This is a genomic window from Woodsholea maritima DSM 17123 (assembly GCF_000382325.1).
Taxonomy (GTDB): domain Bacteria; phylum Pseudomonadota; class Alphaproteobacteria; order Caulobacterales; family Maricaulaceae; genus Woodsholea; species Woodsholea maritima.
The window spans coordinates 432,708-456,954 of record NZ_KB908057.1 but is presented as its reverse complement, the minus strand read 5'-3'; the positions used below and the strand labels follow the sequence as shown (position 1 = coordinate 456,954).

Genomic DNA, 24,247 nt, shown 5'->3' with positions numbered 1-24,247 from the left:
CCCGGCATAAGGTTTAAAGTCGCATTCATGATGGCTCGCATTTTTGACTTTGCGCGTATTTGTGCCTTTATCCTTGTTCTGGCAGGGGGATTGGGCTTTATTCATTTCGCCCATCTCACCCAAAGCTATAGCCATAATGGTCAGCTTTCCGCCGATGGCATTGTGGTTTTGACCGGCGGTGAAGGCCGGGTCTCCACCGCGATTACCCTGATGGAACAAGGTAAGGCCCAGCGCCTTTTAATCTCGGGCGTGCATCCCGATACCTCACGCGAGGCCATTCGCGATGCCACCAATGCGCGCGCGGATATTTTAAGCTGCTGCGTGGATCTGGGCCTTCAGGCTGCTGATACCCTTGGCAATGCCGAAGAAACCGCTAAGTGGGTTGAAAGTCATGACTTTCACAGCCTCATCGTTGTGACCTCAAATTACCACATGCCGCGTGCCCTGTTAGAGATGCAGCGTACCCTGCCCCAGATTGAGCTGATCGCCTATGGCGTCGCAGGTCCGCCCCCTTGGCGCGATGGGCGCACGGCCAAGCGCTGGCTGCAAGAATATCTCAAATATATCGCGGTCTATGGGCGCGAAACCACTCGCAAACTGGCCCAGCGCGCTTAAACACAAGACACAGACACAAGGCATAGTCATGGCTTTTATCGGCTCTCTTCTTTTTGTGGTGTGGATGTATACCCTGATGATCACGATGGGGATTATCTGCATTCCCGCTTTATTGGGGCCGCGCAGCTGGGCACGGGCCTGCGTGCGCACCTGGATCCATTTGACCTTAGGGGCCTTAAAGCTGCTATGCGGTATTACCTATGAAGTGCGCGGCAAGGAAAACCTGCCCCAGGGCGGGGCGCTGATCGCGTCTAAACACCAAAGCATGTGGGAGACGATTGCGTTCTGGGTCATCTTGGACGATCCCGCCATCATCTTGAAAAAAGAGCTTAAAAAGCTACCCGCCTTTGGCCAATACGCCATGAAGCTGAAGAATATCGAAGTGGATCGCTCCGGCGGGGCCAAGGCCCTTCGCCAAATGCTCAAAGATGCCCGCGAACGCGCCCAGGAGGGTCGCCAGATCGTTATCTTCCCCCAAGGCACGCGCACCAAGCCGGGTGAAGCGGAAAGCTATAAGCCCGGCGTGATCGGGCTTTATAACGCCATGAAAGTGCCGTGCGTACCGGTCGCGCTCAATTCGGGGCTCTATTGGCCGGGCAAAGGCCTGATCCGCAAGCCGGGTAAAATTGTGGTCGAATTCTTGCCTCCCATTCCACCAGGCATGGAAAAAGAAGCTTTCATGTCCGAACTTGAGACACGTATCGAGACCGCCTCGGACGCCCTTTTACCTGAAAGCTTCAAAACGGAGCGCGCCTAACCATGACCCATCCCTATTATGCGGCGCAAAATGCCAAGCCCCCGCAACGCTGGAAGCTGTATGCGCCCTTTATCGGGTTTGCGGTTCTGGTCCTTCTCTACACGGTTTACTGGTTCTATGCCGCCAGTGAGGTGAAGGCCGAGGCCCGCGCCTGGATCGTGGAGCAAGAAGGGTATGGTTATACCATCACCCACGATAAGCTCACGGTCGGGGGCTATCCTTTCCGTCTGAATTTGATCGCCGAAGCGCCGTCCATCACCGCGCCGCAAGCCGAAGGCGGCTGGAGCGCACGCTATGATCGCCTCTCAGCGACGGCCATGCCCTATAATTTCAATCACTGGATCTTGGCCTTCATTGGCGAAGGTGAAGTGCGCACAAGCGAGCATCAATTAGGCTTGGCCGCAGAGCGCGCGCGCCTGTCCTTCATTTCACGCAAAGGCCGGTTTCATGAACTGGGCGTAGAGCTGATTGATCTTCACATCACCCCCTCTGAAAACGCAAATTTTCCGATTAAAGCGCTGGAGCAGTTTGAACTGACCAGCGCAGTCGATAACGAAGACGGGCTGCAAACGCGCTTGGCCTTGCAGGGCTTAACCCTTCAAGGCCAAAACGACCCCAGCCTGATCACCAGCCTGGGCGAGCGTATCGAAATGGCACGCTTTGATAGCCGTATCACCCACAGCCAATATCTGCTGGACGAGGCCAATCCAGAAAGCTGGCGTGCGCATGAAGGCCGTCTCAATCTGGCGCTATTGCAAGTAGAGTGGGGCAATGTACGCTTTGGTGCCCAAGGTGATCTGGCCTTGGATGACACCGCGCGCCCAGAGGGGCGCCTCTCCGTACTCATCGAAGATCCCAATGCCATCACGGATGCGCTGGTGGAAGCGCGCATGTTGAGCCGCGATCAAGGCGATGCCTTGCGCCTGGCTGCTCTGATGGCCCCGCGCCGCGAAGGCGGGATTGCCCTGCCCTTCCGCTTGCAAAATGGGGCGCTGTTCTTAGGCCCTGCCCGCCTGGGTGACGTTGATCCTTTGTATTGAGGCGGGTTGGGGTTTCACACACCCTGTCCTGCCAGACTTGATCTGGCATCCATGCCGTGTGTTTGACGATTATTCTGATCGACTAGAACCCAGCTCTTCCCGTCCGGCATGGACCCCAAATCAAGTTTGGGGTGACAGTTCTTTTGTGAAGTATCCTCGCTACGCTGCGGGCGCACGGTCGTGCTCGCGGGCTGATCGCCCGATGTCCTCCCCTGCGAAGCGGGGGAGGTGGTCCGCCAGGACCGGAGGAGGCGTGTTTGTGATCTATTCAATGAAAACAGTCATCCCCGACTTGATCGGGGATCTATATGCCTTGAAGGGCCAACTCAATAGATCCCGGATCTCACCAAGGTTCGTCCGGGATGACAGCTTATCTCTTCGTCATCCCAGGCTCATCGCCATCACAAAAAAGCCAGCCCCTCAGGCGAGAGGCTGGCTTTATCTTGAAACAAAGGCGCTATTAAGCGCTGAATTCCTTCAAGGCTTCGACAACGCGCCGATTATCATCGTCTAGGCCGATTGAGATACGCAAAGCATCACTAAGACCATAGGGCTGTAATGGGCGCACGACCAAGCCTTTGCTTTGCAGGAATTTATCCGCATCACTGGCGGTTTTACCCGGTTCCTGGCTGAAATGAACCAGCACGAAATTGCCCACGGATGGCGTGACGTCAAAGCCCAGGCCACCGATCTGCTGGCTGAGATATTGAACCCATTGCGTATTGTGCGCAGCAGATTTTTTGACGAATTCACGGTCTTTCACCGCGGCAATCCCGGCCTCAATCGCAGGCAAATTCACATTGAAAGGACCACGCACACGGTGCAGGACGTCCACGACATGTTTAGGACCATAAGCCCAGCCGAGACGCAAACCCGCCAGGCCATAGATTTTAGAGAAGGTACGCGTCACCACGACATTGTTGCGCGCTTTAACCAAGTCCATGCCGCTATCATAATCGCTGACGCCATCAAGATATTCGGTATAGGCACAATCGAGCACCAATAATGTGGTTTCAGGCAAGCCATCGGCCAGACGATAAATCTCGTCCTTGGTCAGATAGGTGCCGGTGGGGTTGTTCGGATTGGCGACGAACACGATTTTCGCATCATCCCCGGCCGCTTCCAAAATCGCATCGACATCACCGCGATAATGCGTTTCTGGCGCAACACGCACCTGAGCGCCGGACTGCATCGCCACCAGACGATAGACCAAGAAGCCATATTGCGATTGAACAATGCTATCGTCTGGGCCCAGATAGGCCCGGCCGAGCAATTGTAACAGCTCATCAGAACCTGATCCGCACACGATCAATTCCGGATCAATGCCCTCAACCTCACCAATCGCCTGGCGCAGGCTCAACGCCCCGCCATCGGGATAGATGTGCAGATGGTTCGACGCCGCCTTAAAGGCCTCAGCCGCCTTCGGGCTGCACCCCAACGGGTTCTCATTGGATGACAGTTTGACGGCCCCTGCCGGTGCCGCAGCGCCCGGTTTATAGGGGTGGATGTCCATCAGGCCAGGACGCGGGGTCAGCATCATGATGCGATCTCCTAGAGGCTTTGTGATGCGCGTTAGCGCTTGGCACAGGAGATAGCGCGCCCGGACGCAATCCTTCAAGGCCTGTACGCCGCTGGAGGGTCCCTTTTGGCCGTACTGCGCCAATATGTTTTATAACTTCGGCCATCAAAATTCCGCCAAAGCCCGGATACACCCGCTCTCCCAAATGTTCAAAAATCTCGCTTGTCCTAGGACCGAGCAGCCAATTGACCGGCGGGACATAAAGCGCGCGCGACCAGGCCAGCGGTTCAAACAGAGTATCGTCAAACAATTCCGACAACTGACCTTTGGAATAGGGCCTGCCCGCGCCCAAAGGCGTGCCATCGGTTTGCGACCATAGCCCGGCACGGTGCGCGGTGATCACCACCATGCGTCCTTCGGGGGCCAGAACCCGCCACAGCTCGCGCAATAACCGGCGCGGGGCGTGGGCCTCTTCCAGGCCATGGGCGACAATAATGCGATCGAATTGCGCCTCTTTAAATGGCAGGTGCAGCTCATCACCCAAACAGCTCGCGTTCAAAGCGTCATCAGGCCAATGCACCGCCCCTTGCGATCCAGGCATAAAGGCCAAGGCCCGGCGCGCCTCGCCCCGATACAGATCCAGATACGGTCCAGCAAAGCCAAAGCCCAACAGATCGAGCTGATGGGTATGCGGCCACAGCGCCTGTAACCGGCGCGCAATCATGGCCCGGGCACTTTGACCCGCCTTGCGCCGATAAAATCGCGCCAATTCCACGGCATCCGTTCGCATCACATCCTCAAATCTGTCTTTTTATCCGAAATCGCTTATGTATGGGCATTCACCCTCGTCGCAAGGTATCAGTATGGCCTTAATCATCCACCAATTCCCAGCCCTTGAGGACAATTACGGCTATTTTCTACGCTGTGGTGAAACCGGCTATACCGTGGCCCTGGACGTGCCCAATGACCGCCAGGTTTTGGATGAATTGGCGCGCATCGGCTGGCATCTCGATGCGATTTGGAACACCCATCATCACTGGGATCATGCCCATGACAATCCCGGCGTGGTCGGCGCGACGGGGGCCAAAGTCTTTGCGCCCGAGGAAGTGGTACGCGTCGTCGGCGGGGTTGATCAGGTGATCACGCCCGGCCAGGTGCTAAGCCTGGGCCAGCATAGGGCCGCGATTATCGATGTCGGCGGGCACACAAAGGGCCATATCGCCTTTTATTTCAAAGATGAAGGCGTGGCCTTTGTCGGTGATAGCTTGTTTGCCCTGGGCTGTGGGCGGATGTTTGAAGGCACACCCGATCAGATGCAGGCCGGTCTGGCGCGCCTACGCGCCCTGCCTGATGAGACCCTGATCTATTGCGCCCATGAATATAGCGCCGCGAATGCGCGCTATGCCCGCCATGTCGATCCCGACAATGAGGCGCTGAAAGCCTATCAAAGTGAGATTATATCCAAGCGGGCACTCAACCAGCCCACAGTGCCCTTCCCCCTGGGCTGGGAAAAACGCACCAATCCATTTCTACGCTGGGATGATGAGCGTTTACGCGCCCAGCTTGATCTGTCGCGCGATCTCAGCGATGGAGATGTCTTCGGCCATCTGCGCAAGGGCAAGGATACGTTTAAAGACTGATCACCACGTGCCCGTCGTTTTCTTGGACTTCTCACTCTTCATGCCATCAATCGTTTCCGGTTTAACGATGACCGGATCATGGATGCCTTCCATATCACTATGGGTGACGGCCAACTCCGCGGCAAAACCAGGCATTAATTCCAGCGCTTCAGAGGCTGGCAAGGGGCCCGCACCGCGCCCACCCTTCCAGAACCGCCAATAAGAGGCGACATGCTGAAGGCTGCCCAAGTCCTGGCCCATCTCAAAAAACAGACCCGGCGCGCGTAACAGGAAGTTTTTAAGAGCTAGGGGATCGCCTTGTTCCACGAAGGTCTGGAACTGATCATTATAATTCTCAATAACAGATTTCAGGCGCGCCCAGCGTTCACCAGACAACTGCATGATCCGGCCTGTGACTTTATTGAGATACGCTTGTTCGGCCGTCGTGGTGCCAATAATATCTATATGCCGAACATCTTTAAGAAAATTCAACAAAAGCGTATAGGCATCCTGTACGGACCAAGCATAATAAAGAATGCCTTTCCAGCCATAAATACCGCCATTATATTCGTCTTCGGTCATACGTAGCGCTTGGCGTAAAGCTGACAATTCTTCTGAATTTTGATTTTCAAACATAATCTCCGCCAGGCGGCGCGATTTCGCACGCGAATTTACCGCCGCACCGCCGAAGGCGGCCTTCACAAGTATGTCGATCTGTTCGGCGACATATTCCGACATCTGAGTGACGACATCTGGGCTGACCTGAAAGTAGCACCGTGCGATTTTATCCCCGCGCCGGCGGAAATGCTCATACAGCAGATAGGGATCAAACGAAGGCAACTTTGAGAGCGAGCGTAAGCGCTCCAGATCGCTTTGAAAGCGCTCTGATTCTGGACTGCCACCCAGAAAATCCATCAACGCATTTTCCATCGTACGCGATTCGATAAAGACGCTCATCCCGCCCAGATCCAGATCCTGGGCGCACATCGGAAAAATCACCTTGGTGACGGTGCGTCGCGCGCCGCCAAACTCATCCCTCTCCCAAGGTCGCAAGGTATGTTTGACCAGAAATGAGGTGTTGAGACGGCGATCAAAGAACATAGGCCGCATCATATATTCCGGCAGATGGCCATGGCTCTCCACCAGGCTACACAGGTCAATGACCCGCGCCGTAGACCCCCCTTTTTTGAGGAGGGCGAGACGTCCACCTTCGTGTTTCATTCACTCCGCCACCCAATTACACGAAGACAATTAAAGGCTATAAAGATTGAAACCAAGTGAATCTGTTTCTGATCTTGGTTAATCAATAAATGCGCTTGGTTTGCACCAACAATACCTTATAAAATTGAGGCATTTCGCAAAACTGTAAAACTTAGCTCTACCTCAATAAGGTCTTTTGCACCCGCACATTCAACTTGAACGCATGTAGTCCATCTTTTAAGACAAAAGGCGAATATGGAAGGAACGCGCAATGACCCCCGCTCAGACCACGGCTCAAGACATGATCGCCCAGCTTGATCTTAGCGCACACCCCGAAGGGGGCTGGTATCGCGAAACCTGCCGCGAGGGCGAAGCGGGCCAGCGCGCCGATGTCACGATGATTTATTTCCTGTTAGAGGGCGGCCAACGCTCCACCTGGCATACGGTCGATGCCCATGAAATTTGGCTCTGGCATGCGGGCGCACCTTTAAGCCTTGAGACCTATCGCGAGGGTCAAAATGTGGAGCGTCAAACGCTAAGCGACAAGCTCACGGCGGGCCATACCCTGCAAGGCCTTGTGCCCAAAGGCGTTTGGCAAAGCGCCATCAGTCAGGGCGACTGGACACTGGTCAGTTGTGTGGTGGCACCGGGGTTTGAGTTTTCTGGCTTTAAACTGGCCGCCAAGGACTGGCAGCCCGGCGCATAAACACTTGCGATGTTAGGGCGACTTAGATCGGGCGGCGCTGCAAGGCGCGCACAATCTTCTCAGACGAAGGACGCCCGCCATAGCCCATTTCCGGCACCATGGTGACGCGCAAAACGCCCTCTTCAAACACCACGCCGGGTTCAAGATCATAAAGCACTTCAATGGCTTCAAGATCAGCCAGATCAGCCGCGCTTAATTGATGGGCTGCATGATCAATGACGTGCAGACATTCGGCGACATAACCATTATCCAGACTGCCGCGCGGTTCAACGCGAAGGGTCAAGGCCTCGCCCACATGAGCACTTAAGCCATTGGCCAGCGCTTGAGCAACTTCACCCAAATCGTCATTGTCCATGGGATCAGCGGCCAGGGTATGGGCCCGGCCAACCTCTTCAACCATAATCCCATCTGGGGTATCTTCCGGGAAATAGGTCGCCCCGCCAATATGGGTAAATTGCAGGCGAACTTCGCCGGTATCGGTTACCCACACCATCCCGCCGCCCGAGGCGCGACGCGGGGTAACGATCCAGATTTCCTGCGCGCGTTCATCCCAGATCAGGCCCGGCATGTAGGATTGATCGAAGACAAAACGCCCCTCACCGTCGGCGCGTTCAAACCATAGCGCACTGGCGTCAGGCTCACGCATATCGCCATGCTCACTAACCAGACGCGAGAAGGGGTTGAACTGCGCCTGGGACGGTGCAGAAAAACCATAGCTCGCGCTGATCAAACCAACAAAGAGGAGGACAGGTGTAATTTTCATACGTAGCAATATGTCCAATCAAAGCGGCAGATTTGAGGCACGAAAAGGGCATATTCAAACTCAGCGTTTAACGTGCCCTTTTTATCACACCTCAGCAAGCCTGCTTAACCCGACATATATTGACCACCGTTTACAGACAAGGTCGCACCGGTAATAAAACTGGCCTGATCGCTGGCCAGGAACGTTACGCAACGCGCGACATCCATCGTCTCACCCAGACGCCCCACCGGAATACCGGCAATGATCTGATTGCGGATCTCTTCAGGCACGGCCATCACCATATCCGTGGCGATATAGCCCGGGCAGATCGCATTGACCGTAATACCCTTACGCGCACCTTCCATGGCCAGTGAGCGGGTAAAGCCCAAATCCCCAGCCTTAGCGGCAGAATAATTGGCCTGGCCAAATTGGCCTTTCAGGCCATTAATCGAAGAAATATTGATGACCCGGCCAAAGCCGCGATCACGCATCGCCGGCCATAAAGGATGCGTCATGTTGAACAGACCCGACAGATTGGTCTCCACCACTTCGCGCCACTGGATTTGGGTCATCTTATGGAAGGGCGCATCGCGGGTAATCCCGGCATTATTGACCAGAATTTCAACCGGGCCATGAGCGGCTTCGACCTCGCCAATCCCGTCTTTACACGCCTCATAATCGGCCACACTCCACTTATAAGAGGGAATGCCAGTTTCGTCTGTAAATTGAGTCGCAACCTCAACATTGCCGGCATAATTGGCCGCAACCGTATAGCCCTCGGCTTTGAGCGCCTCGCAAATCGCGCGTCCAATGCCCCGTGTCCCCCCCGTTACTAATGCCGTGCGCGCCATTTTTCATTCTCCCCTGTCCAGTTTGTAAAAGACCGTTTATGCTGCACTGCGTTTGACCCAAAAAAGGTGCAGCAAATGTCCGCGTTGCACGATAACTTAATGAACGGGTTAAGCGCCAATGTCGACCCGTTCTTTCGCCACAGGCGAAAAAAATTTCAAAGCCGAATAAAGTAAATAGGCTGGGAGGAGTAATGTATGAGCCAGACAGATCCAAACGCACCCATCATTATAAAGAAGTATGCCAACCGGCGCCTGTATGACACATCGGCTAGCCGGTATGTCACGCTGGACCATTTGCGCGAACTGGTCAAATCCAACACTGATTTCAAGGTTGTGGACGCCAAATCCGGTGATGATCTAACCCGCGGCGTACTGGCCCAGATCATCTTTGAAGAAGAATCCAAGGGGGCCAATTTACTGCCTGTGGAATTCTTGCGCCAGTTGATCGGCATCTATGGCGATTCCATGCAAGCCTTTGTGCCTGATTACCTGCGGTTGTCCATGGAAGGCTTTATGAAGCAACAAGAAGCCATCCGCGCCAAAATGCAAGACGCCATGGGGTCTCCGCGTACGGCCATGGCCTTGATGGAAGAACAGACCAAGCGCAATATGGCGATGTTTGAGCAAGCCATGAGCATGTTCTCCCCCTTCAAAGGTCATGAGGGCACCGGCCAAAGTGGTGCGCCCGATGCCAGTGCCCAGGGCGGTGAAGATGTGGCGGCGATGCGTGCACAGCTGGACGCGATGCAAGCCAAGCTCGACAAGCTCACCAAGGCCTAAACTTAGAATTTTGTGTCAAAATGGCGCATCGCGCCCAAAAACAACGATAAACACAGCCATCATGTCTTAATAAGACCCTAAAATAGAGGGTTAATGAGAGGTTAAAGCTGGCATCGCTCTTGCGATAAACCAGCTATGATCACACGCACCGGCACATATCTTGTCCCGACCACCCACAGGGCCTCTTCGCGGTCTAAGCGCGTAACCCCTGTGGCGCCGGTCGCGCGTGAGCGTCAATCCAGCCCGCAGGCCCGCGCCTTACCCGCGCCAGAGCCTGCGGGGCTGGCTTCATCGTCTGAACCCTCACAACAGCGTCAAGCTCTGCCTCAAGGCCGGGTGCATCCCGTTCATCTCCAGCTAACCCGCCAGGGCGCAGGGCGCGGTCTGCGCGCGGACCGTGATGAGCGCCAGCGCTATGTGCGCACCTATCAAGACGCGGCCAAGCCCGCCCGCCCCCATCCCCCCTTAATCTCAAAGGTGGCCTGATGGGCAAGCGCAGCTGGATGATCATGCTTGATGGCGCGCTGGCCCTCAGCGTCTTTTTCTTTTTGATCTAAAAACAAGGCCGCACCCTTTATGGATGCGGCCTTTAATCTATGTCGCCTTAAAGGGTCGGTGCGCTTACGCGCCAGTGCCCCAGTCGCGACGTGCTGAGATAGCGGTGATGAACCAACCGGCCATCGTATCCACCAAAGTCATCAGCATCAGGATGAAGAAGGTCGATGTTGCAAACAGCGGGTGCAGCACGAAGGCCAACAGCGCAACGACAAATACCATGGTCGACAACAGATTGTTGACCAGGGTGGAATTGCCGGTGCTGGGCGCTTTGAGCATTTCAATAAACAAGAAGAGCAGGCCCAGCACGATCAAGATATCAGAGCTGGAAATGACCCATTGTGAGCCACCGGCCATGTTGACCGAGAACAGGCCAGAATTGAGAACGCCTTGCTTACAATCGACAACCGTTTCAGCGCCATCGATCACGCTGACGCAAGCCCCCTCAGACAGAGTGTGAAGATTGCCGGTGAAATTGTCATGACTATCGCCAAAGCCGAACATGAAGGCGACAATGGCATAGATGATCACAGGAATGATCATTTTAGGAAATAGATTGAACATGTTTGCGCCCCCCGTCGTGCGCTCAGATTGCGATAAGCCGCGCCGGGCATGGACCGCGGACGCCATGTCAGTGCTGGGTGGTATGTCAGCCATAGATTTTCTCCCGCACCCACTCTCCTTTGAAACGCGCTCAAAGGCCTTAGGTTCAAAATTGCGGGAAAGCGCTGCCCCCCGCCCCTCTAGTCGTGTTCAACGAACCCGCCAGTTTGACGCGCGCGGGTGTTGAGCCACATTACACCTAGCATATCAGTTAACGAGGCGAAAAGACGTCCAAAGTTAGTATATTTCGATTTTCCCACTGTGCGTGGCCGATGCCCCACATCACAGAACTCAACCTTAAAGCCCTCACGCAGCATCAAGGCAGGCATGAAGCGGTGCTGGTGATCGAAGTAAGGCAGCAGGACATAGGCTTCTTTTTTAAAGGCTTTTAACCCACAGCCCGTATCATCGGCATTGTCATTAAGAAGGCTCTTGCGCACGCCATTGCCAATGCGAGAGGCCAATTTCTTCCAATCAGAATCTTGGCGGCCCACCCGGCGCCCCCCAACCATCATGAGATCGGCTGGCGCATCGGCGCGCATCAATTGATCCACCAGCTTGGGCAAATCTTGGGGCGGATTTTGACCATCACCATCTAAAACGCACACCACGGGGGCCTTCGCGGCCAACGCCCCGGTGCGCACCGAGCGGGACTGACCGGCATTGTGGTTATGCGACAAGACCCGCAATTGCGGCATGCGCGTTTTCAAAGCCATCAGCTCGTCCAGTGTAGCATCCGTTGAACAATCGTTGACAAAGATCACTTCGAAATCGCGCCCAGATAATGCTTCACCAATTTCGCGGGCCAAAGCTGCGGCATTGCCCGCTTCGTTATAAACCGGGACAACGACAGAAATGGCAGGAGACATCAAGGACATGATCACGCTCAATAGTACTTAAAAGATTTCATTGCGAGTTGGCTTGCACGCGCTACATAGCTGGTTCACCGTAGAACGTCCGTATTTTTTGCAGAAATCGCGCCAAATTAAGGTCAAAACGCCTCATGGCTGTTTTTCAACATATTGCCTCACGTCATTTACCTTGGGTTCTTGCCGCCTTGGCCAGCCTGATTGCCCTTTTAGGGGTATTCACCCTGCCTGTTCTAGACCGCGATGAGGCCCGCTTCGCCCAAGCCAGCGCACAAATGATGGAAAGCGGGGATTTTATCCGCATCTCTTTTCTTGATACGGCACGCCATAAAAAACCCGTGGGCATTCATTGGGCGCAAGTTTTGAGTGTGAAGGCCCTGTCTTCACCTGAAGCGCGTCAGATCTGGGCCTATCGTTTGCCCTCTGTCGCGGGACTGATCTTAATGGTTTTAAGCGCCTTTTATCTCGGGGCACCTTGGTTGGGCCGCCATGCCAGCGCCATCGGGGCCAGCCTGTTGGCGGTGAGTGTTCTGGCCGGCGCTGAAGGCGGGATCGCCAAAACCGATGCCTTGATGGTGGGCTTTACCACCCTGGCTTTACTGGGCCTGACACGGGTTTATCTCCATGCAGACGCCCCCCAAAAGGCCAGAATCTGGGCCATCGTGACCTGGGGCGCATTGGGCGCTGGGGCATTGATCAAAGGCCCTGTCACGCCCCTGATCGTGATCCTCTCAGGACTGGCTCTGCTTGGATCAACCCGCCAATGGCGCTGGTTGATCCCCTTTTTCTATTGGCCGGGGCCGGTTTTAGGCTTGGCGATTATTCTCCCCTGGCTGATTTCGATCCAGATCGCCACGCAGGGTGGTTTTTTGCGCGAAGCCTTGGGCCAGGATCTCGGCCCTAAAGTCGTCTCTGGTCATGAAGGCCATGGCGGATGGCCCGGCACCCATAGCCTGTTGCTCATCCTTTTGTTTTTCCCGGCCACTCTAGCGCTGCCAGCAGGCTTTTACAGGCTATGGCGCGCCATCAAAGACCAAAACGAGGCCTTCAAAGCCGCCCTGATCTTGATCAGTGTCAGCGTGCCGGGTCTTGTCGTGTTTGAATTTCTTCCGACCAAGCTTGCTCACTATGCCCTGCCCGCCTATCCCGGATTGGCGCTAATTGCCGGATGGGGACTTGCCCATTGGCGCGAAACGCCCATATGGGTCAAAGCTATCGGGACGGTGCTCTTCATCCTTGGGGCCGGGCTTTTCCTGACAGCTCTGATCGTGGGGCAGAACCAATTTAGTGGCGATTGGGTTTGGACAGGCCTGGCCTTCGCCCTGCTGACCCTCACCAGCCTTGTATGTCTGTTCAGCGCCCTCCACCCCAAAGCAAGGTTTATTGTCCTGGCGGCTTTGGTGACGGGCTTAAGCTGGCATATCGCCTTTCGCACCCTTGCCGTACCGCATTTGCATGATCTTGATTTATCGCGCCAAGCCGATCAGGCGCTCAATGATATGTGTAACGCTGAAGGACGCACCATTGTGTCGAGCTATAGCGAGCCCAGCTTTGCCTTTCTGCGCCATGGTCAGGTGATTTTTGCCGATAACGCCAACCTCTTAAGCGCCGCGCCGGATGAAACTGTGGTGTTCGTCGTCGATCATAGCCGCGATGGCGGGGATGCCATAGAAATGCAGCTCGGCCCTTCCTGTGGGGAAGGCGTCGGGTTTAATTATTCACGCGGTGACATCACCCGGCTAACCCTGCACCCCTACCCCCAGCGCTAAACAAGGACTACATCATGCCCCGCCCTATCGAAATCGTCGAAGTTGGTCCGCGCGATGGTTTGCAGAATGATCCAACTTTGCTGGAAACCAGCGTGAAGGTTGAGTTTATCGAGCGCCTGATCGCAGCCGGGGTCAAGCGTATGGAAGCAGCCAGCTTTGTTCATCCCAAGCTAGTCCCGGCCATGGCCGATAGTGATGCGGTGATGCAAAGCGTACCGCGCAATAAGGGCGTGACATATATCGGCCTGGCCTTGAATGAACGCGGGCTGCGCCGGGCCATTGATGAACAATGCGATGAGATCAATTTCGTTATGGTCGCCTCGGCAGGCTTCGGCTTGAAGAACCAGAACGCGACGCCAGAGGACACCGCTGACTTACTCGAGCGTATTGCCATCTTGGCCCATGATGCGGGCATTCCTTTATCTGCAACGATTTCCGTGGCCTTTGGCGATCCCTTTGAGGGTGAAGTCCCGGTTGAGAATCTGACCATGCTGGCGGCGCGCGCGCAAGCGGCTGGCGCGTGTGAAATCGCCCTGGGTGACACAATCGGCGTGGCCAATCCCTGGGATGTTACCGCGCGCATCGCCGCCGTACGCGACGCCGCACCCAAAGCGCGCCTACGCATGCATTTTCACAATACTCGCAACACCGCTCTTGCCAATGTTTATGCCGCGATTGAAGCGGGCGTCGATGTGATCGATGCCTCTGCCGGTGGGATTGGCGGCTGCCCCTTTGCGCCCAAGGCCACAGGCAATGTCGCCACGGAAGACGTTGTTTATATGCTGGAGCGGGCGGGATACGCGACGGGGATTGATCTCGATGCGATGATCAAGACAGCGCTCTGGCTTGAAGAGACGGCGCTTAAGCATCCCATTCAGTCCATGCTGGCCAAGGCCGGTGGCTTTCCTGGGTCTAATACCTAATCGCCGCGAAAAGCTACGATCATTTTCAAGACGGTAAGACGCACCATCATCGCGGTATAAATACCCGGTGCCGCCAATAGCGTCAGCGCACGCTGCCAGAGCGCCGGGTAAAAGCGCCAGAAGTATTTGACCAGGCCTTTGGCTTTATGGTGTTCCACCACATAACGCCCGACATCACTGGTCGAGCCATGATGGGGCACCAAAGCGCGCGGCTCAAAAATCACGCGGCCCCCGGCTTCGCGCACCCGCCGACAAATATCGATGTCTTCGACATGCAGGAAATAGCGCTCATCAAAGCCCTGAACAGCGCGATAGCCCCCCTTGGACATCATCATCACTGCACCAGACACGACAGGAATGTCGGCCGGTCCAGAGGGCAAGGGCTCAAACTCTTTATGGATGTCTTTAAAGATGGGGTGGATAAAGGCCAATCTGTGCAAGCCAAAGAAGCCAACCGTGGCACTCCACGGCGTTAATTCGCCCCGCCGCCCGCCGCGTTGTTCCTGGCCGTTCATATGTAGGATCCGCCCCCCGATCAGGATCGGCGTGCCGGGTGAAGCGGCCGTTTCAGCATTCAATAAACTTAGCGCCATGCGACGCGGCGCATCGGGCGCAATCACCGTATCCGGGTTCAAAAACAATAAGACATCACGGCTCGCGGCCTTGGCCCCGATATTACACCCCTTGGCGAAGCCCAGATTTTTATCGGTCCGTACCAGTTGGATCACGCCTTCGCGGGCTAATTGATCTAATTTGGCCCGCGTTATATCCGGGTTTTCATGATCGACAAGAATGATCTCATCGACATCTTCGGCCACACGGCATGCGTCTATCGCTCGAAACAAGACCGGGCCAGTGTGCCAACTGACCATCACCACACTGATGGAAGTTTTGATCATGTCGCCTCAATGCCCCTTGCCTCTTCTTGTCGTGAACGCCCGGATTTTGCAAGGGCAAGAGCCTGCACACATGCAGTTATAAGGCGAAGCCTTATTTGGGGTTCGCGCGAAAGGCCCAAACCTTCCACCAGGCCACGGGGGTCGGCATTTTAGGGGCAGGATCATAGCCCTGCGTGCCGCCCGGACGACAACGCAATAAGCGCCCCAAGGTCAGCCAGCCACCGCGCCAAAAGCCCTGAGCGCGGATCGCATCCATGCTGTAGGCCGAACAAGACGGCTCGTGACGGCAGCGCACCCCCAGCGCATAGAATAAAGGTGAGAGGGAATACTTATAGAGCCATAAAAGAAGAAGGGCCGCGCGCTCAACCAGGCCAACACGCCCCTTCACGCCAGGATCGGACGGGCAATCGGTACACATCATGATGCCGCGCGCGCCAGAGCCGCCTCAGAGGCTTCCAAGGCCGCCTCAAACGCCAGCATAAGCGAGCCATGGCGCATGGGATAATCCTTCGCTGCACGCAGCAGTTTAAGATCACCAAAGCGCCCGTCGGGATCGGGGCCATCCTGTTTCAACATAGCGTGCAGCACATCGCGCGCGGCTTTAATCTCCGCTACGCTGGCCCCAATGGCATGATGGGACAAGATACTGGCGGCGGCCTGGCCCAGCGCGCACGCCTCTACAACCAAGCCCAGATCAGAAACGATCTCACCGTCGAGCTTGACCTGGGCCTCAATCATAGACCCGCACAGGCGCGAGGTTTTGCGCGCCACGCCGTCAGGATCGCTGAGAGGCTCGAGATGCTCAATCGTCGCGGCGAGCTTTAAGACCTCGGAGGTATAGGGATCAGCACTCATGAGCAAGAGATGGGCCTTTCGCCCCTAACCGGCAAGAACCTAAGCGCGCTTAATCCCACGCCTTGTCATCTTCGACATAGGCGTCTTCATCCTCGTCATAGTCCTCATCTTCATCATCATACTCATCGTCATCATCGCCAAAACCTGCACTCTCTTCATCGAGATAGATCGGCTCACCCTGGGCGATGACATGGGGGGTGGAGCCCAGCGCACTTTCATCAACATCATCAGGCGCGTCAATCTCATCGACTTCGAGCGACCAGAAGCCCGCAGCCTGGGCCGCGCCCAGCGCCAATTGGCTGGCCTGGCGCTTATCTTCAGCGGCGACACCAAAGGCAATCAGGCATTCGCCCACGCCATCCTCGGCCACCAGAGTGACCAAATAACCATGGAGGGTCATAGGATTATCCTTTCAATCGCCAATTGGCCCCTTCGGGGCTGTCCTCCACAAGGACATTTAAAGCGCCCAGCGTATCGCGCAATTCATCGGCCTTGGCCCAATCCTTATTCGCACGGGCCTGGGCACGCTCACTAATCAGACTATCAATGCGGGCTTTCTCGCCCGGGTCAAGATCGCTTAGACCGAACCAGGCTTCGGGATCCTGCTCCAACAGGCCTAACAGCTTGGCGCTGGCCAATAATTCACCCTTGGCCTGGCTCTGCTCATCTTCGGTTTCGGCCTTATTGGCCCGCCCGGCAATTTCAAACAACGCCGCCAAGGCTTTGGGCGTATTAAGATCGTCTTTCAACGCCGTCCACACGGCCTCGGGGGCACCCATGCCTGGCGCCACATCAATCGGGGTCAGACGACGCAGCACTCCATAGAGCCGGTCGAGTGATTTCCGCGCCCGATCCACCAGATCATCCGTCCAATCAAGCGGCGCGCGGTAATGCGCCGTCATCAAGGCATAGCGCAGCACTTCACCGGAGAAGCCCTTAGCCAGCAGCTCATTCGGGCGAATGACATTGCCCAGAGATTTCGACATCTTCTCTGCATTCAGGCTCAAAAAGCCATTATGCATCCAATAATTGGCCAAGGGCTTGCCATCATGGGCACACACCGATTGCGCGATTTCATTTTCATGGTGAGGAAAGACCAGATCAATCCCGCCGCCATGAATATCAATCGTCTCACCCAAAGTTGTCTTGATCATGGCCGAGCATTCGATATGCCAGCCTGGACGCCCCGCCCCGAAAGGCGCTTTCCATTCCGGCTCACCGGGTTTGGAGGGCTTCCACAGCACAAAATCCGCAGGATCTTTCTTATAGGGGGCGACCTCAACACGGGCCCCGGCGATCATGTCATCCAGGCTGCGATTGGAAAACGCACCATAGGCCTCATAGGCGGACACACTGAAGAGGACATGACCTTCAGCCGCATACGCCACCTTCTTGGCGATCAGGGTCTCGATCATGGCGATCATATCGTCCATATGCCCGGTTGCGGTCGGCTGATGGGTCGGAACCAAGACATTAAGCGCGCCGGTATCGTCCATATACACCTTGGTGAAGCGATCAGTGATAACGGATATATCAACGCCTTCCTTGATCGCGGCGGCGTTAATCTTGTCATCGACATCGGTGAAATTGCGCGCATAGAGCACATGATCTTCGCCATAAAGACCACGCAGAACCCGAAACAAAACATCAAAGACCACCGGCGGGCGCATATTGCCAATATGGGCGGGGCCATAGACCGTCGGGCCACAGACATACATCGTCACACGCTTTGGATTTTGCGGTTCAAACACGCGCTTTTGACGTGAGGCGGTATCGTAAAGGTGGAGCGAGGTCATGGGATCAATCTTTGAATTTTTGAGGCGACGAACATCGAGCGATTAAAACAACATATCAAAGCCGCACTGCCGAAACCTCATCGCTGACTGATGATGGGGCTTTGACAAGCCCCCTTCAATCTCGAATATAAGGATCAGTCTGCATGCGAAACGACGCGTTAAGTGGACTTTGCTTACGCACATCCTATGTAGACTGGAGTGCATCACAAACGCACCCGGAATTTTCACCTTATCCGGCGCTTCGGGCTTAACGGCACTGCCTTTTTTGTCCATCGCGCTTGATCCGGAAACCGGCACTACACGTATAGGCCTTAACAGCCCCGCGTGACCCGACAACGAAAGGATCTCACGATGGATGCCATCGTCGATAAAACTAATCTTCTGACAGAAAGCCAAGAGCGCGCCTTGACCCAGATTGCTCGTCCGTCCCGCGAAGAGGCCGAAGCGGCCGTACGCACCTTAATCGCCTGGGCGGGGGATAACCCGCAACGCGAAGGCCTGATCGACACCCCCAAGCGCGTGGCCAAAGCCTTCCGCGAATGGTTCAAAGGCTATGAGCTGGACCCGGCCGCTGAGCTAGGCCGCGTCTTTGAAGAGGTCGAAGGCTATGACGATATGGTGATGCTCACCAATATCGACGTTGAAAGCCATTGCGAACACCATCTCGCCCCCATTTTGGGCACGGCCTGTGTTGCTTACATGCCGGATAAGGCCGTCGTGGGGATTTCCAAAATCGCCAAGGTCGTGGAAATCTTCTCCAAACGCTTGCAAACCCAAGAAACCATGACGGCGCAAATCGCTGACGCCATTGAAAACGCCATGCAGCCGCGCGGCGTTGCGGTCTTCGTCGATGCCAAGCACCAATGCATGACCACACGCGGGGTCCATCACCCCAATGTGTCGACCATCACCACGCGCTTTACCGGTGAATTCCGCGCCAATTCAGAGCTGCGCGAACGCTTTATGCGCCTGTGCGAACAGAATAAACGCTAATCTTAACTGCGCTGAGCAATAAAACCCCGGTCCAATGGATCGGGGTTTTTTGTTTTAGGGCTTAGCCATTGGAGATGACCGCAGAGTTCATTCCCCCTGTCACCCCAAACTTGTTTTGGGGGCCATGCCGGACGTGATGAGCTCGGTTCTGCACGAGCAGAATAGGACGCAAGCTTGCACCCTGGATGCCAGATCAAGTCTGGCATGACACGTTCGACCCGAAGGGTCGCAAAGACGAATGTCCGCCCGCAGCGCAGCGAGGAATTATAAAGACCTGTCATCCCGGACGAACCTAAGTGAGATCCGGGATCTATAAATCTAGATAGCAAGTTCAATGGATCCCGGCTCTGCGCTTCGCTGGGCCGGGAACCCGGTAGAGAGATTTACCTCAACGCGGCCCCGGACTTGATCCGGGGTCCAAGATCGAAGCCATAGGATTCGCTAGGGCGAAGGTCCTCAAATAGCCGAGAGGCGGTAGGACAAAGAAGAAACGTCCGCCCGCCGTAAAGCGAGGATACCTCACAAAACCGCCCCCTCCGGTCCTACGGACCACCTCCCCCGCTATCGCGGGGGAAGATATATCTCACACCTGTCACCCCAAACTTGATTTGGGGGCCATGCCGGACGGGCTGAGCTTGGTTCTGATTGACCAGAATGTGATGCAAGCTCACGGCATGGATGCCAGATCAAGTCTGGCATGACAGTGTTGGATGTTAGATCCTCACCTACCCCATGCGCACAGCAGGTTGGGCGACGCCGTCAATGGCGCGATTAACCCGCCAGCGCGATTCCGTCTTCACGGTGAAGTCACGCTGATCAATGCGGCTGACCTCGACCATTTCGACATCGGCGGCCTCTGGCGTCAGGGTCAGGCGAATAAAGCCCTTGGCATAGACATTGTTATGCACCACGCGGCCTTCATTGGCATCAATGGCCATTTGCGCGAAATCAACACCCGGCGCGGTGACGAATTCAAAATCGGAAGGGCTGGTCACGGAGGTGACACCAAATTCACTGCCGACCCGCCAGCCGTCTTGATCTTTCAGGTCCAAGGCCCAGAAATTATGGGTATCCCCAGTAAGGGTGATGAAATCAGCCCCGGCCTCTTTGGCCATCGCAAACAAGCGCGCCCGCTCCGCCGGAAAGCCATCCCAGGCATCGAGCATCATTGGCACATCAAACTGGGTCAGACGCGCAAAGTCCCAGACCATGCCGCCTTTACGCGATAATACGAATTTCAACCAAGCGGGTGTCTGGGTGATGTAGTTCGGACAGGTGATAGAGCCCATGAGCACCTGATTGGCAAAGATCCGCCAAGGCTGTCCGGCCTCAACCGAAGTGCGCAAGGCCTGACCGACATAATCAAGCTGTGCCTGACCCAGGATTTCCCGGCTAGGATCGCCAACCACCTGCGTCAACCAATTATCCACCAGCGCGCGCGCCTCTGGATCATTGGGATCGGTATCGGGGCTAACCGGGATATCTTCCATGCGGATTTCTTCTGAGCGCGCGGCCAGGCGCGTTTCCAGATAGATCAAGGTCGCCAGATCCCCGATCTGCACCGCGCCATAGCGCGCATACGCTGGATCGGCTTCGCGTACGGGCAGCCAGTCTTGATACGCACGCAAGGCTTGGTCGCGGCGGACCTCCCACTCACCTTCCCCCTCATTATGGTTTTCAGCCCCATGAGCGAAGGCGTTATTCGCGGTTTCATGATCATCCCAGATCAAAATCCAAGACGTGGCCGCCTTGGCCGCTTGCAGATCGGGATCCTTGGAATATTGCGCATGACGGCGCGCATAGTCTTCATAGACCAGCAATTCATGGGTCGGATCTGGCACGCGGTGATAGCGCTCGGCATTATCCGTGGCATAGCTGCCCATGCCATACTCATACAGGTAATCGCCCAGATGCAGCACCAGATCGGCGTCCCCGGCATCGGCCGACGCGCGGTAGGCATTAAAGAAGCCTGCAGGATAATTCGCGCACGAGAAAGCATGGATCTGGAATTGATCCACCCGGCCCTGGGGCAAGGTTTTGGCCTGACCGATAGGCGAGATCGCATCGCCCATTTTGAAGCGATAAAAATAGGTCAGACCCGGCTGTAAGCCCGTCACCAACGTCTTATGCGGAAAGGCATTATCAACGCCGCGGCCCAAGCCCTCAACCGGTTCGGTCAAGATGATCTCGTTAAAGTTCAGATCTTCGGCAACTTCCAGGATGACACTTTGCGCAGGCGCGGTGACCGCCGTCCAGACCACAAAGCTCGTCTGATCTGGATCGCCACTGGCGACACCATGTTTGAAGGGGCCTTCGGCTTCAGGAATGGGATCATAATGGCGCTGACCACAGGCCGCCAAGCTTAACCCTGCTGCGCCCATCAATGCGCCGCGCCGTGTAATATCTGCCAAGCTCATAATCGTCCCTCGCCCGATAAGTGTGCCCGATTGCGACCCTTGTTAAGGGCCGCCCTCTTCCCCGTCCAGTCAAAAACGCGAACGGCCGAAATGCCCCCCTCATTGAACATTTCGGCCGCCCTCAGCGCCGTCCCCCCGGACGGTACCTATGTCAGATGATCACAAACTTAGAAGTTTGCCCCCACCCGCAGACCGATCATGCGCGGTGCGCCCGCGATGAAAGTTGGAATGCCGAAATTGTCGCCGGTATTGCCCGCGTCGATGATATATTTTTCATCGGCCAGGTTTTTGACGTAAACTTCAGCATAGTAACGCTGCTCAGGCGCTTCATAGCGCATACGGGCATTCCAGATGCCGTAATCGCCTTGAACTTCGTCCTGCTTGGCATCGTCCAGATCGTTGGCGTTATCGAAGAAGACTTTCGACTGCCAGCTATAGGTTGGGATCAGGCTCAACGTGCCGCCATTGCCCAATGGGAATTCAGCGTTAAGGCCCAATGAGAAGGCGTGTTCGGGCGACAGGCGGAACATATTGCCCGCATATTGCTGCTTATTGCCATCGCTGTCTTTGTCATCGAACTCAGCGAAGTTATACGCATAGGTCGCAAACAAGGTCAGGATTTCATTGAACTGATGGTCGAACTGGCCTTCAAGGCCGTACTGGGTCGCATTCCCGGCATTGGTGGTGACGTAAGTCGCCTGGCCTGGAATGAAGCTTGAAGACTGGAAGTTCTCATACTGAGAATAAAAGATCGAGCCTTGGAAGGTGGTGTTGTCCCAGGTGCGGAACATACCCACTTCATACGAGTCGACGATTTCCGCATCCACGATCACGAATTTACCGGCAGAGTAAGAGATCACGTCAGGGCGACGACCGCGCGCATAAGAGGCCCAGATATTCGCCGTATCGCTCAGCGCGTAATTGGCAGCCAAACGCCAGGTGAAATCATCGAATGATTTCTCGCCGCTTTCGATCTGCGCACCGCCTGGGGTGGCTGGAATAAAGACGGTGGGCGTACCTGGGGTCAGAGCGGCCAAGGGAGATACAGGGCTGACCGGACGGCCATAGACAGAGGCGTTTTTCTCTTCCTTGGTCCAGCGCAGACCCGCGGTCAGCTCCAGACGGTCAGTGACAGAATAGCTCACCTCGCCAAAGATATCCCAAGCGGTCGTATCGGCGAAGTTTGCGGTCTCTTCCAGATAGAACTCGTCCAGCATGACCGGGTTCATCGTGCCCACAATGCCCGGGATCAGGTCAGGACGGCCCAGCTGGATCGCGCCATAAACTTGGCCCAGTTGTGGCAAGATTGACGGCACGAAGATGCCAAGAGGATTGTAAGGGTTGTCAAAATTTTGCGCGCCTGGAATTTGCGCGACCATCATCAATTGCTCGATCTGATCAACGGTGATGGTTTGACCCAGAGCCTGGCTGGCCAGACCGGCAATACGACCGGCATTGATCGCCTGGGCTACGCGCGGATTGGTCGCCAGCGGAATACGCTGATTACCGCTTTCATAGAAATAGCTGCCGCCCAAGAAGGCTTTCAAAGGCCCACCGGCGTCATAGTTGAAGCGCACTTCCTGGCTCCACTGATCGCCCGTCGCATCTTCACCGGCGACCAACAATTCAGCATCGAACCCGTCTGGATCGAACACTTCGAGCGATTCAAAGGCGCGCCAACCGGTGATCGAGCTGACCGACCAGGCGTCATTCAAGTCATAATCAGCCAGAACCGTGATGCCATAGACTTTACGGTCCAGACCCAGATCGCGGCCGCCTTCGAACCCACCAAAGGTGTTGAGGGCGGCAGGCTCCCAAGGTTCAATCTGGCCCCCCAAAGGCGCGAAAGTGCCTGATTTGAAGGAGGTGCCTTCCGGCTTATCTTCTTGATAATTGCCGATGACGTCGATGTGCAGGGCGGCCATAGGCTCCCAGCTGAAGACCGCGCGAACCGCAGACACGTCTTCAGAATTCAGCGTCCCGCCCAGCGTGTTGTCGATATAGCCATCACGCTCTTTATGGATGCCAGCCAGACGGAAAGCCATCGTATCGCTGAGGGCATAATTGACCATGCCTTGGATTTCATAGCGATCATAATCGCCGATACCGGCTTCGATATTTGCGGCGAAACCATCCATATCGGCTTTATTCTGGATGAGGTTGATACCCCCGATCAAGGCACCGCGACCAAACAGGGTCGGCTGAGGGCCTTTGGCGATCTCAACACGTTCCATATCGAACAACTCAACATAAGAGCCGCGCGATTTAGAAATTGAAACACCGTCTTGGAAGACCGCAACGCGTGGTTCAACCGCTGCGCCGCCATCATCAGAGGTGATGCCGCGGATCACAAAGCCAGGGTTGTTGGGCGATTGCTCTTGAATTTCCAAGCCAGGCACGAAATCAGACAACTCGTCAAACTGAGAAATGTCCAAAATCTCCATCCGGCGCGCATCATAAGCGGTCAGATTGATCGGAACATCAGCCAAAGACTGTTCGCGCTTCTGCGTGGTCACCGTGATCACATCCGTGATCTGTTCGCCAACATAGGCATCAACGACGGCACCATTAACCTCGCTCGGCTGTTGTTGAGCCTGTGCAGCACTAGCCGCACCCAGAGCCAAAACAGCAACACCGGCGAATAACTGAGCTTTGATCATCGTGGTATTTCCCCCTTGAATGCCATCGGCCATAATGACGGCATCGTTAGGGCGCTGGTACAGCTAAGCCGTGACAAGT

General features: G+C 55.6%; 24 protein-coding genes. 10 read left to right on the top strand and 14 right to left on the bottom strand.

Annotated features, from left to right (window positions below; genetic code table 11):
* The first annotated feature begins 27 nt into the window (after nucleotides 1-27).
* From H151_RS0107710 to H151_RS0107700, 3 genes are read left to right on the top strand one after another with little or no spacing between them, the layout of a single operon-like run.
* Nucleotides 28-615: a YdcF family protein gene (locus H151_RS0107710; protein WP_019961078.1), complete on the top strand. Its 588-nt coding sequence runs from the start codon at nucleotides 28-30 to the stop codon at nucleotides 613-615.
* A gap of 28 nt (nucleotides 616-643) precedes the next feature.
* On the top strand, nucleotides 644-1,372 hold the full coding sequence (locus H151_RS0107705) for a lysophospholipid acyltransferase family protein (protein ID WP_019961077.1): 729 nt from the start codon (nucleotides 644-646) through the stop codon (nucleotides 1,370-1,372).
* A gap of 2 nt (nucleotides 1,373-1,374) precedes the next feature.
* A complete protein-coding gene (locus H151_RS0107700; protein ID WP_019961076.1) occupies nucleotides 1,375-2,412 on the top strand; it encodes a DUF2125 domain-containing protein in 1,038 nt (345 codons plus the stop codon).
* A gap of 460 nt (nucleotides 2,413-2,872) precedes the next feature.
* On the opposite strand, the gene hisC is transcribed toward H151_RS0107700, so the two are convergent.
* Together hisC and H151_RS0107690 are read right to left on the bottom strand one after the other, a co-directional pair.
* The gene (hisC, locus tag H151_RS0107695) at nucleotides 2,873-3,952 is read right to left on the bottom strand and encodes a histidinol-phosphate transaminase (RefSeq protein ID WP_019961075.1); all 1,080 of its coding nucleotides are present in this window, start codon (nucleotides 3,950-3,952) and stop codon (nucleotides 2,873-2,875) included.
* Nucleotides 3,906-4,721, bottom strand: a complete 816-nt coding sequence (locus H151_RS0107690) for a class I SAM-dependent methyltransferase (protein ID WP_019961074.1) — start codon at nucleotides 4,719-4,721, stop codon at nucleotides 3,906-3,908. The genes hisC and H151_RS0107690 overlap by 47 nt, the downstream gene beginning before the upstream one ends.
* A gap of 73 nt (nucleotides 4,722-4,794) precedes the next feature.
* Here H151_RS0107690 and gloB point away from each other — a divergent pair, with 73 nt between their 5' ends.
* On the top strand, nucleotides 4,795-5,571 hold the full coding sequence (gene gloB, locus H151_RS0107685) for a hydroxyacylglutathione hydrolase (protein WP_019961073.1): 777 nt from the start codon (nucleotides 4,795-4,797) through the stop codon (nucleotides 5,569-5,571).
* Here the strand turns inward: gloB and H151_RS0107680 are convergent, their stop codons facing one another.
* On the bottom strand, nucleotides 5,572-6,771 hold the full coding sequence (locus H151_RS0107680; RefSeq protein ID WP_019961072.1) for a hypothetical protein: 1,200 nt from the start codon (nucleotides 6,769-6,771) through the stop codon (nucleotides 5,572-5,574). It abuts the gene before it with no gap.
* Nucleotides 6,772-7,021: 250 nt separating this feature from the next.
* Between H151_RS0107680 and H151_RS0107675 the strand changes: the two genes are divergently transcribed.
* On the top strand, nucleotides 7,022-7,456 hold the full coding sequence (locus H151_RS0107675; protein ID WP_019961071.1) for a cupin domain-containing protein: 435 nt from the start codon (nucleotides 7,022-7,024) through the stop codon (nucleotides 7,454-7,456).
* Between the two features lie 22 nt (nucleotides 7,457-7,478).
* Here H151_RS0107675 and H151_RS0107670 read toward each other — a convergent pair whose 3' ends face one another.
* Nucleotides 7,479-8,219 carry a DUF4908 domain-containing protein gene (locus tag H151_RS0107670; RefSeq protein ID WP_019961070.1) on the bottom strand — a complete coding sequence of 247 codons (741 nt, stop codon included), beginning with the start codon at nucleotides 8,217-8,219 and terminating at the stop codon, nucleotides 7,479-7,481.
* A 104-nt stretch (nucleotides 8,220-8,323) separates the two neighbouring features.
* Entirely contained in the window at nucleotides 8,324-9,049 is a 726-nt protein-coding gene (phbB, locus tag H151_RS0107665; protein ID WP_019961069.1) for an acetoacetyl-CoA reductase, read from the bottom strand.
* Nucleotides 9,050-9,244: 195 nt separating this feature from the next.
* On the opposite strand from phbB, the gene phaR reads away from it, so the two are divergent.
* Entirely contained in the window at nucleotides 9,245-9,829 is a 585-nt protein-coding gene (phaR, locus tag H151_RS0107660) for a polyhydroxyalkanoate synthesis repressor PhaR (RefSeq protein WP_019961068.1), read from the top strand.
* Between the two features lie 210 nt (nucleotides 9,830-10,039).
* Entirely contained in the window at nucleotides 10,040-10,315 is a 276-nt protein-coding gene (locus H151_RS0107655; RefSeq protein WP_156823416.1) for a hypothetical protein, read from the top strand.
* A 135-nt stretch (nucleotides 10,316-10,450) separates the two neighbouring features.
* Here the strand turns inward: H151_RS0107655 and H151_RS0107650 are convergent, their stop codons facing one another.
* Together H151_RS0107650 and H151_RS0107645 are read right to left on the bottom strand one after the other, a co-directional pair.
* Nucleotides 10,451-11,041: a hypothetical protein gene (locus H151_RS0107650; RefSeq protein ID WP_019961066.1), complete on the bottom strand. Its 591-nt coding sequence runs from the start codon at nucleotides 11,039-11,041 to the stop codon at nucleotides 10,451-10,453.
* A gap of 86 nt (nucleotides 11,042-11,127) precedes the next feature.
* Nucleotides 11,128-11,865, bottom strand: a complete 738-nt coding sequence (locus tag H151_RS0107645; protein WP_019961065.1) for a glycosyltransferase family 2 protein — start codon at nucleotides 11,863-11,865, stop codon at nucleotides 11,128-11,130.
* A gap of 125 nt (nucleotides 11,866-11,990) precedes the next feature.
* On the opposite strand from H151_RS0107645, the gene H151_RS15860 reads away from it, so the two are divergent.
* Both H151_RS15860 and H151_RS0107635 read left to right on the top strand, forming a co-directional pair.
* Nucleotides 11,991-13,625, top strand: coding sequence for an ArnT family glycosyltransferase (locus H151_RS15860; RefSeq protein WP_019961064.1), 1,635 nt, complete (start codon nucleotides 11,991-11,993; stop codon nucleotides 13,623-13,625).
* Between the two features lie 14 nt (nucleotides 13,626-13,639).
* A complete protein-coding gene (locus H151_RS0107635; protein WP_019961063.1) occupies nucleotides 13,640-14,548 on the top strand; it encodes a hydroxymethylglutaryl-CoA lyase in 909 nt (302 codons plus the stop codon).
* Here H151_RS0107635 and H151_RS15855 read toward each other — a convergent pair.
* The 5 genes from H151_RS15855 to cysS all read right to left on the bottom strand — a co-directional run bounded on the left by H151_RS15855 (nucleotide 14,545) and on the right by cysS (nucleotide 18,098).
* The gene (locus H151_RS15855) at nucleotides 14,545-15,447 is read right to left on the bottom strand and encodes a glycosyltransferase (protein ID WP_019961062.1); all 903 of its coding nucleotides are present in this window, start codon (nucleotides 15,445-15,447) and stop codon (nucleotides 14,545-14,547) included. The genes H151_RS0107635 and H151_RS15855 overlap by 4 nt on opposite strands.
* A 91-nt stretch (nucleotides 15,448-15,538) precedes the next feature.
* Nucleotides 15,539-15,868, bottom strand: coding sequence for a membrane protein insertion efficiency factor YidD (gene yidD / locus H151_RS0107625; protein ID WP_233354544.1), 330 nt, complete (start codon nucleotides 15,866-15,868; stop codon nucleotides 15,539-15,541).
* A complete protein-coding gene (locus H151_RS0107620) occupies nucleotides 15,865-16,302 on the bottom strand; it encodes an iron-sulfur cluster assembly scaffold protein (protein ID WP_019961060.1) in 438 nt (145 codons plus the stop codon). The genes yidD and H151_RS0107620 overlap by 4 nt, the downstream gene beginning before the upstream one ends.
* 49 nt (nucleotides 16,303-16,351) lie before the next feature.
* On the bottom strand, nucleotides 16,352-16,702 hold the full coding sequence (locus H151_RS0107615) for a hypothetical protein (RefSeq protein ID WP_019961059.1): 351 nt from the start codon (nucleotides 16,700-16,702) through the stop codon (nucleotides 16,352-16,354).
* A gap of 4 nt (nucleotides 16,703-16,706) precedes the next feature.
* Complete coding sequence (cysS, locus tag H151_RS0107610; RefSeq protein WP_019961058.1) at nucleotides 16,707-18,098, bottom strand: cysteine--tRNA ligase; 1,392 nt, start codon at nucleotides 18,096-18,098, stop codon at nucleotides 16,707-16,709.
* A gap of 351 nt (nucleotides 18,099-18,449) precedes the next feature.
* Here cysS and folE point away from each other — a divergent pair, with 351 nt between their 5' ends.
* On the top strand, nucleotides 18,450-19,091 hold the full coding sequence (folE, locus tag H151_RS0107600; protein WP_019961056.1) for a GTP cyclohydrolase I FolE: 642 nt from the start codon (nucleotides 18,450-18,452) through the stop codon (nucleotides 19,089-19,091).
* A gap of 725 nt (nucleotides 19,092-19,816) precedes the next feature.
* On the opposite strand, the gene H151_RS0107595 is transcribed toward folE, so the two are convergent.
* Nucleotides 19,817-21,508 (bottom strand): alkaline phosphatase D family protein, encoded by a 1,692-nt coding sequence (locus tag H151_RS0107595; protein WP_019961055.1) that lies wholly within the window; start codon nucleotides 21,506-21,508, stop codon nucleotides 19,817-19,819.
* 167 nt (nucleotides 21,509-21,675) lie between these two features.
* Entirely contained in the window at nucleotides 21,676-24,201 is a 2,526-nt protein-coding gene (locus tag H151_RS0107590) for a TonB-dependent receptor (protein ID WP_019961054.1), read from the bottom strand.
* Between the last annotated feature and the right edge of the window lie 46 nt (nucleotides 24,202-24,247).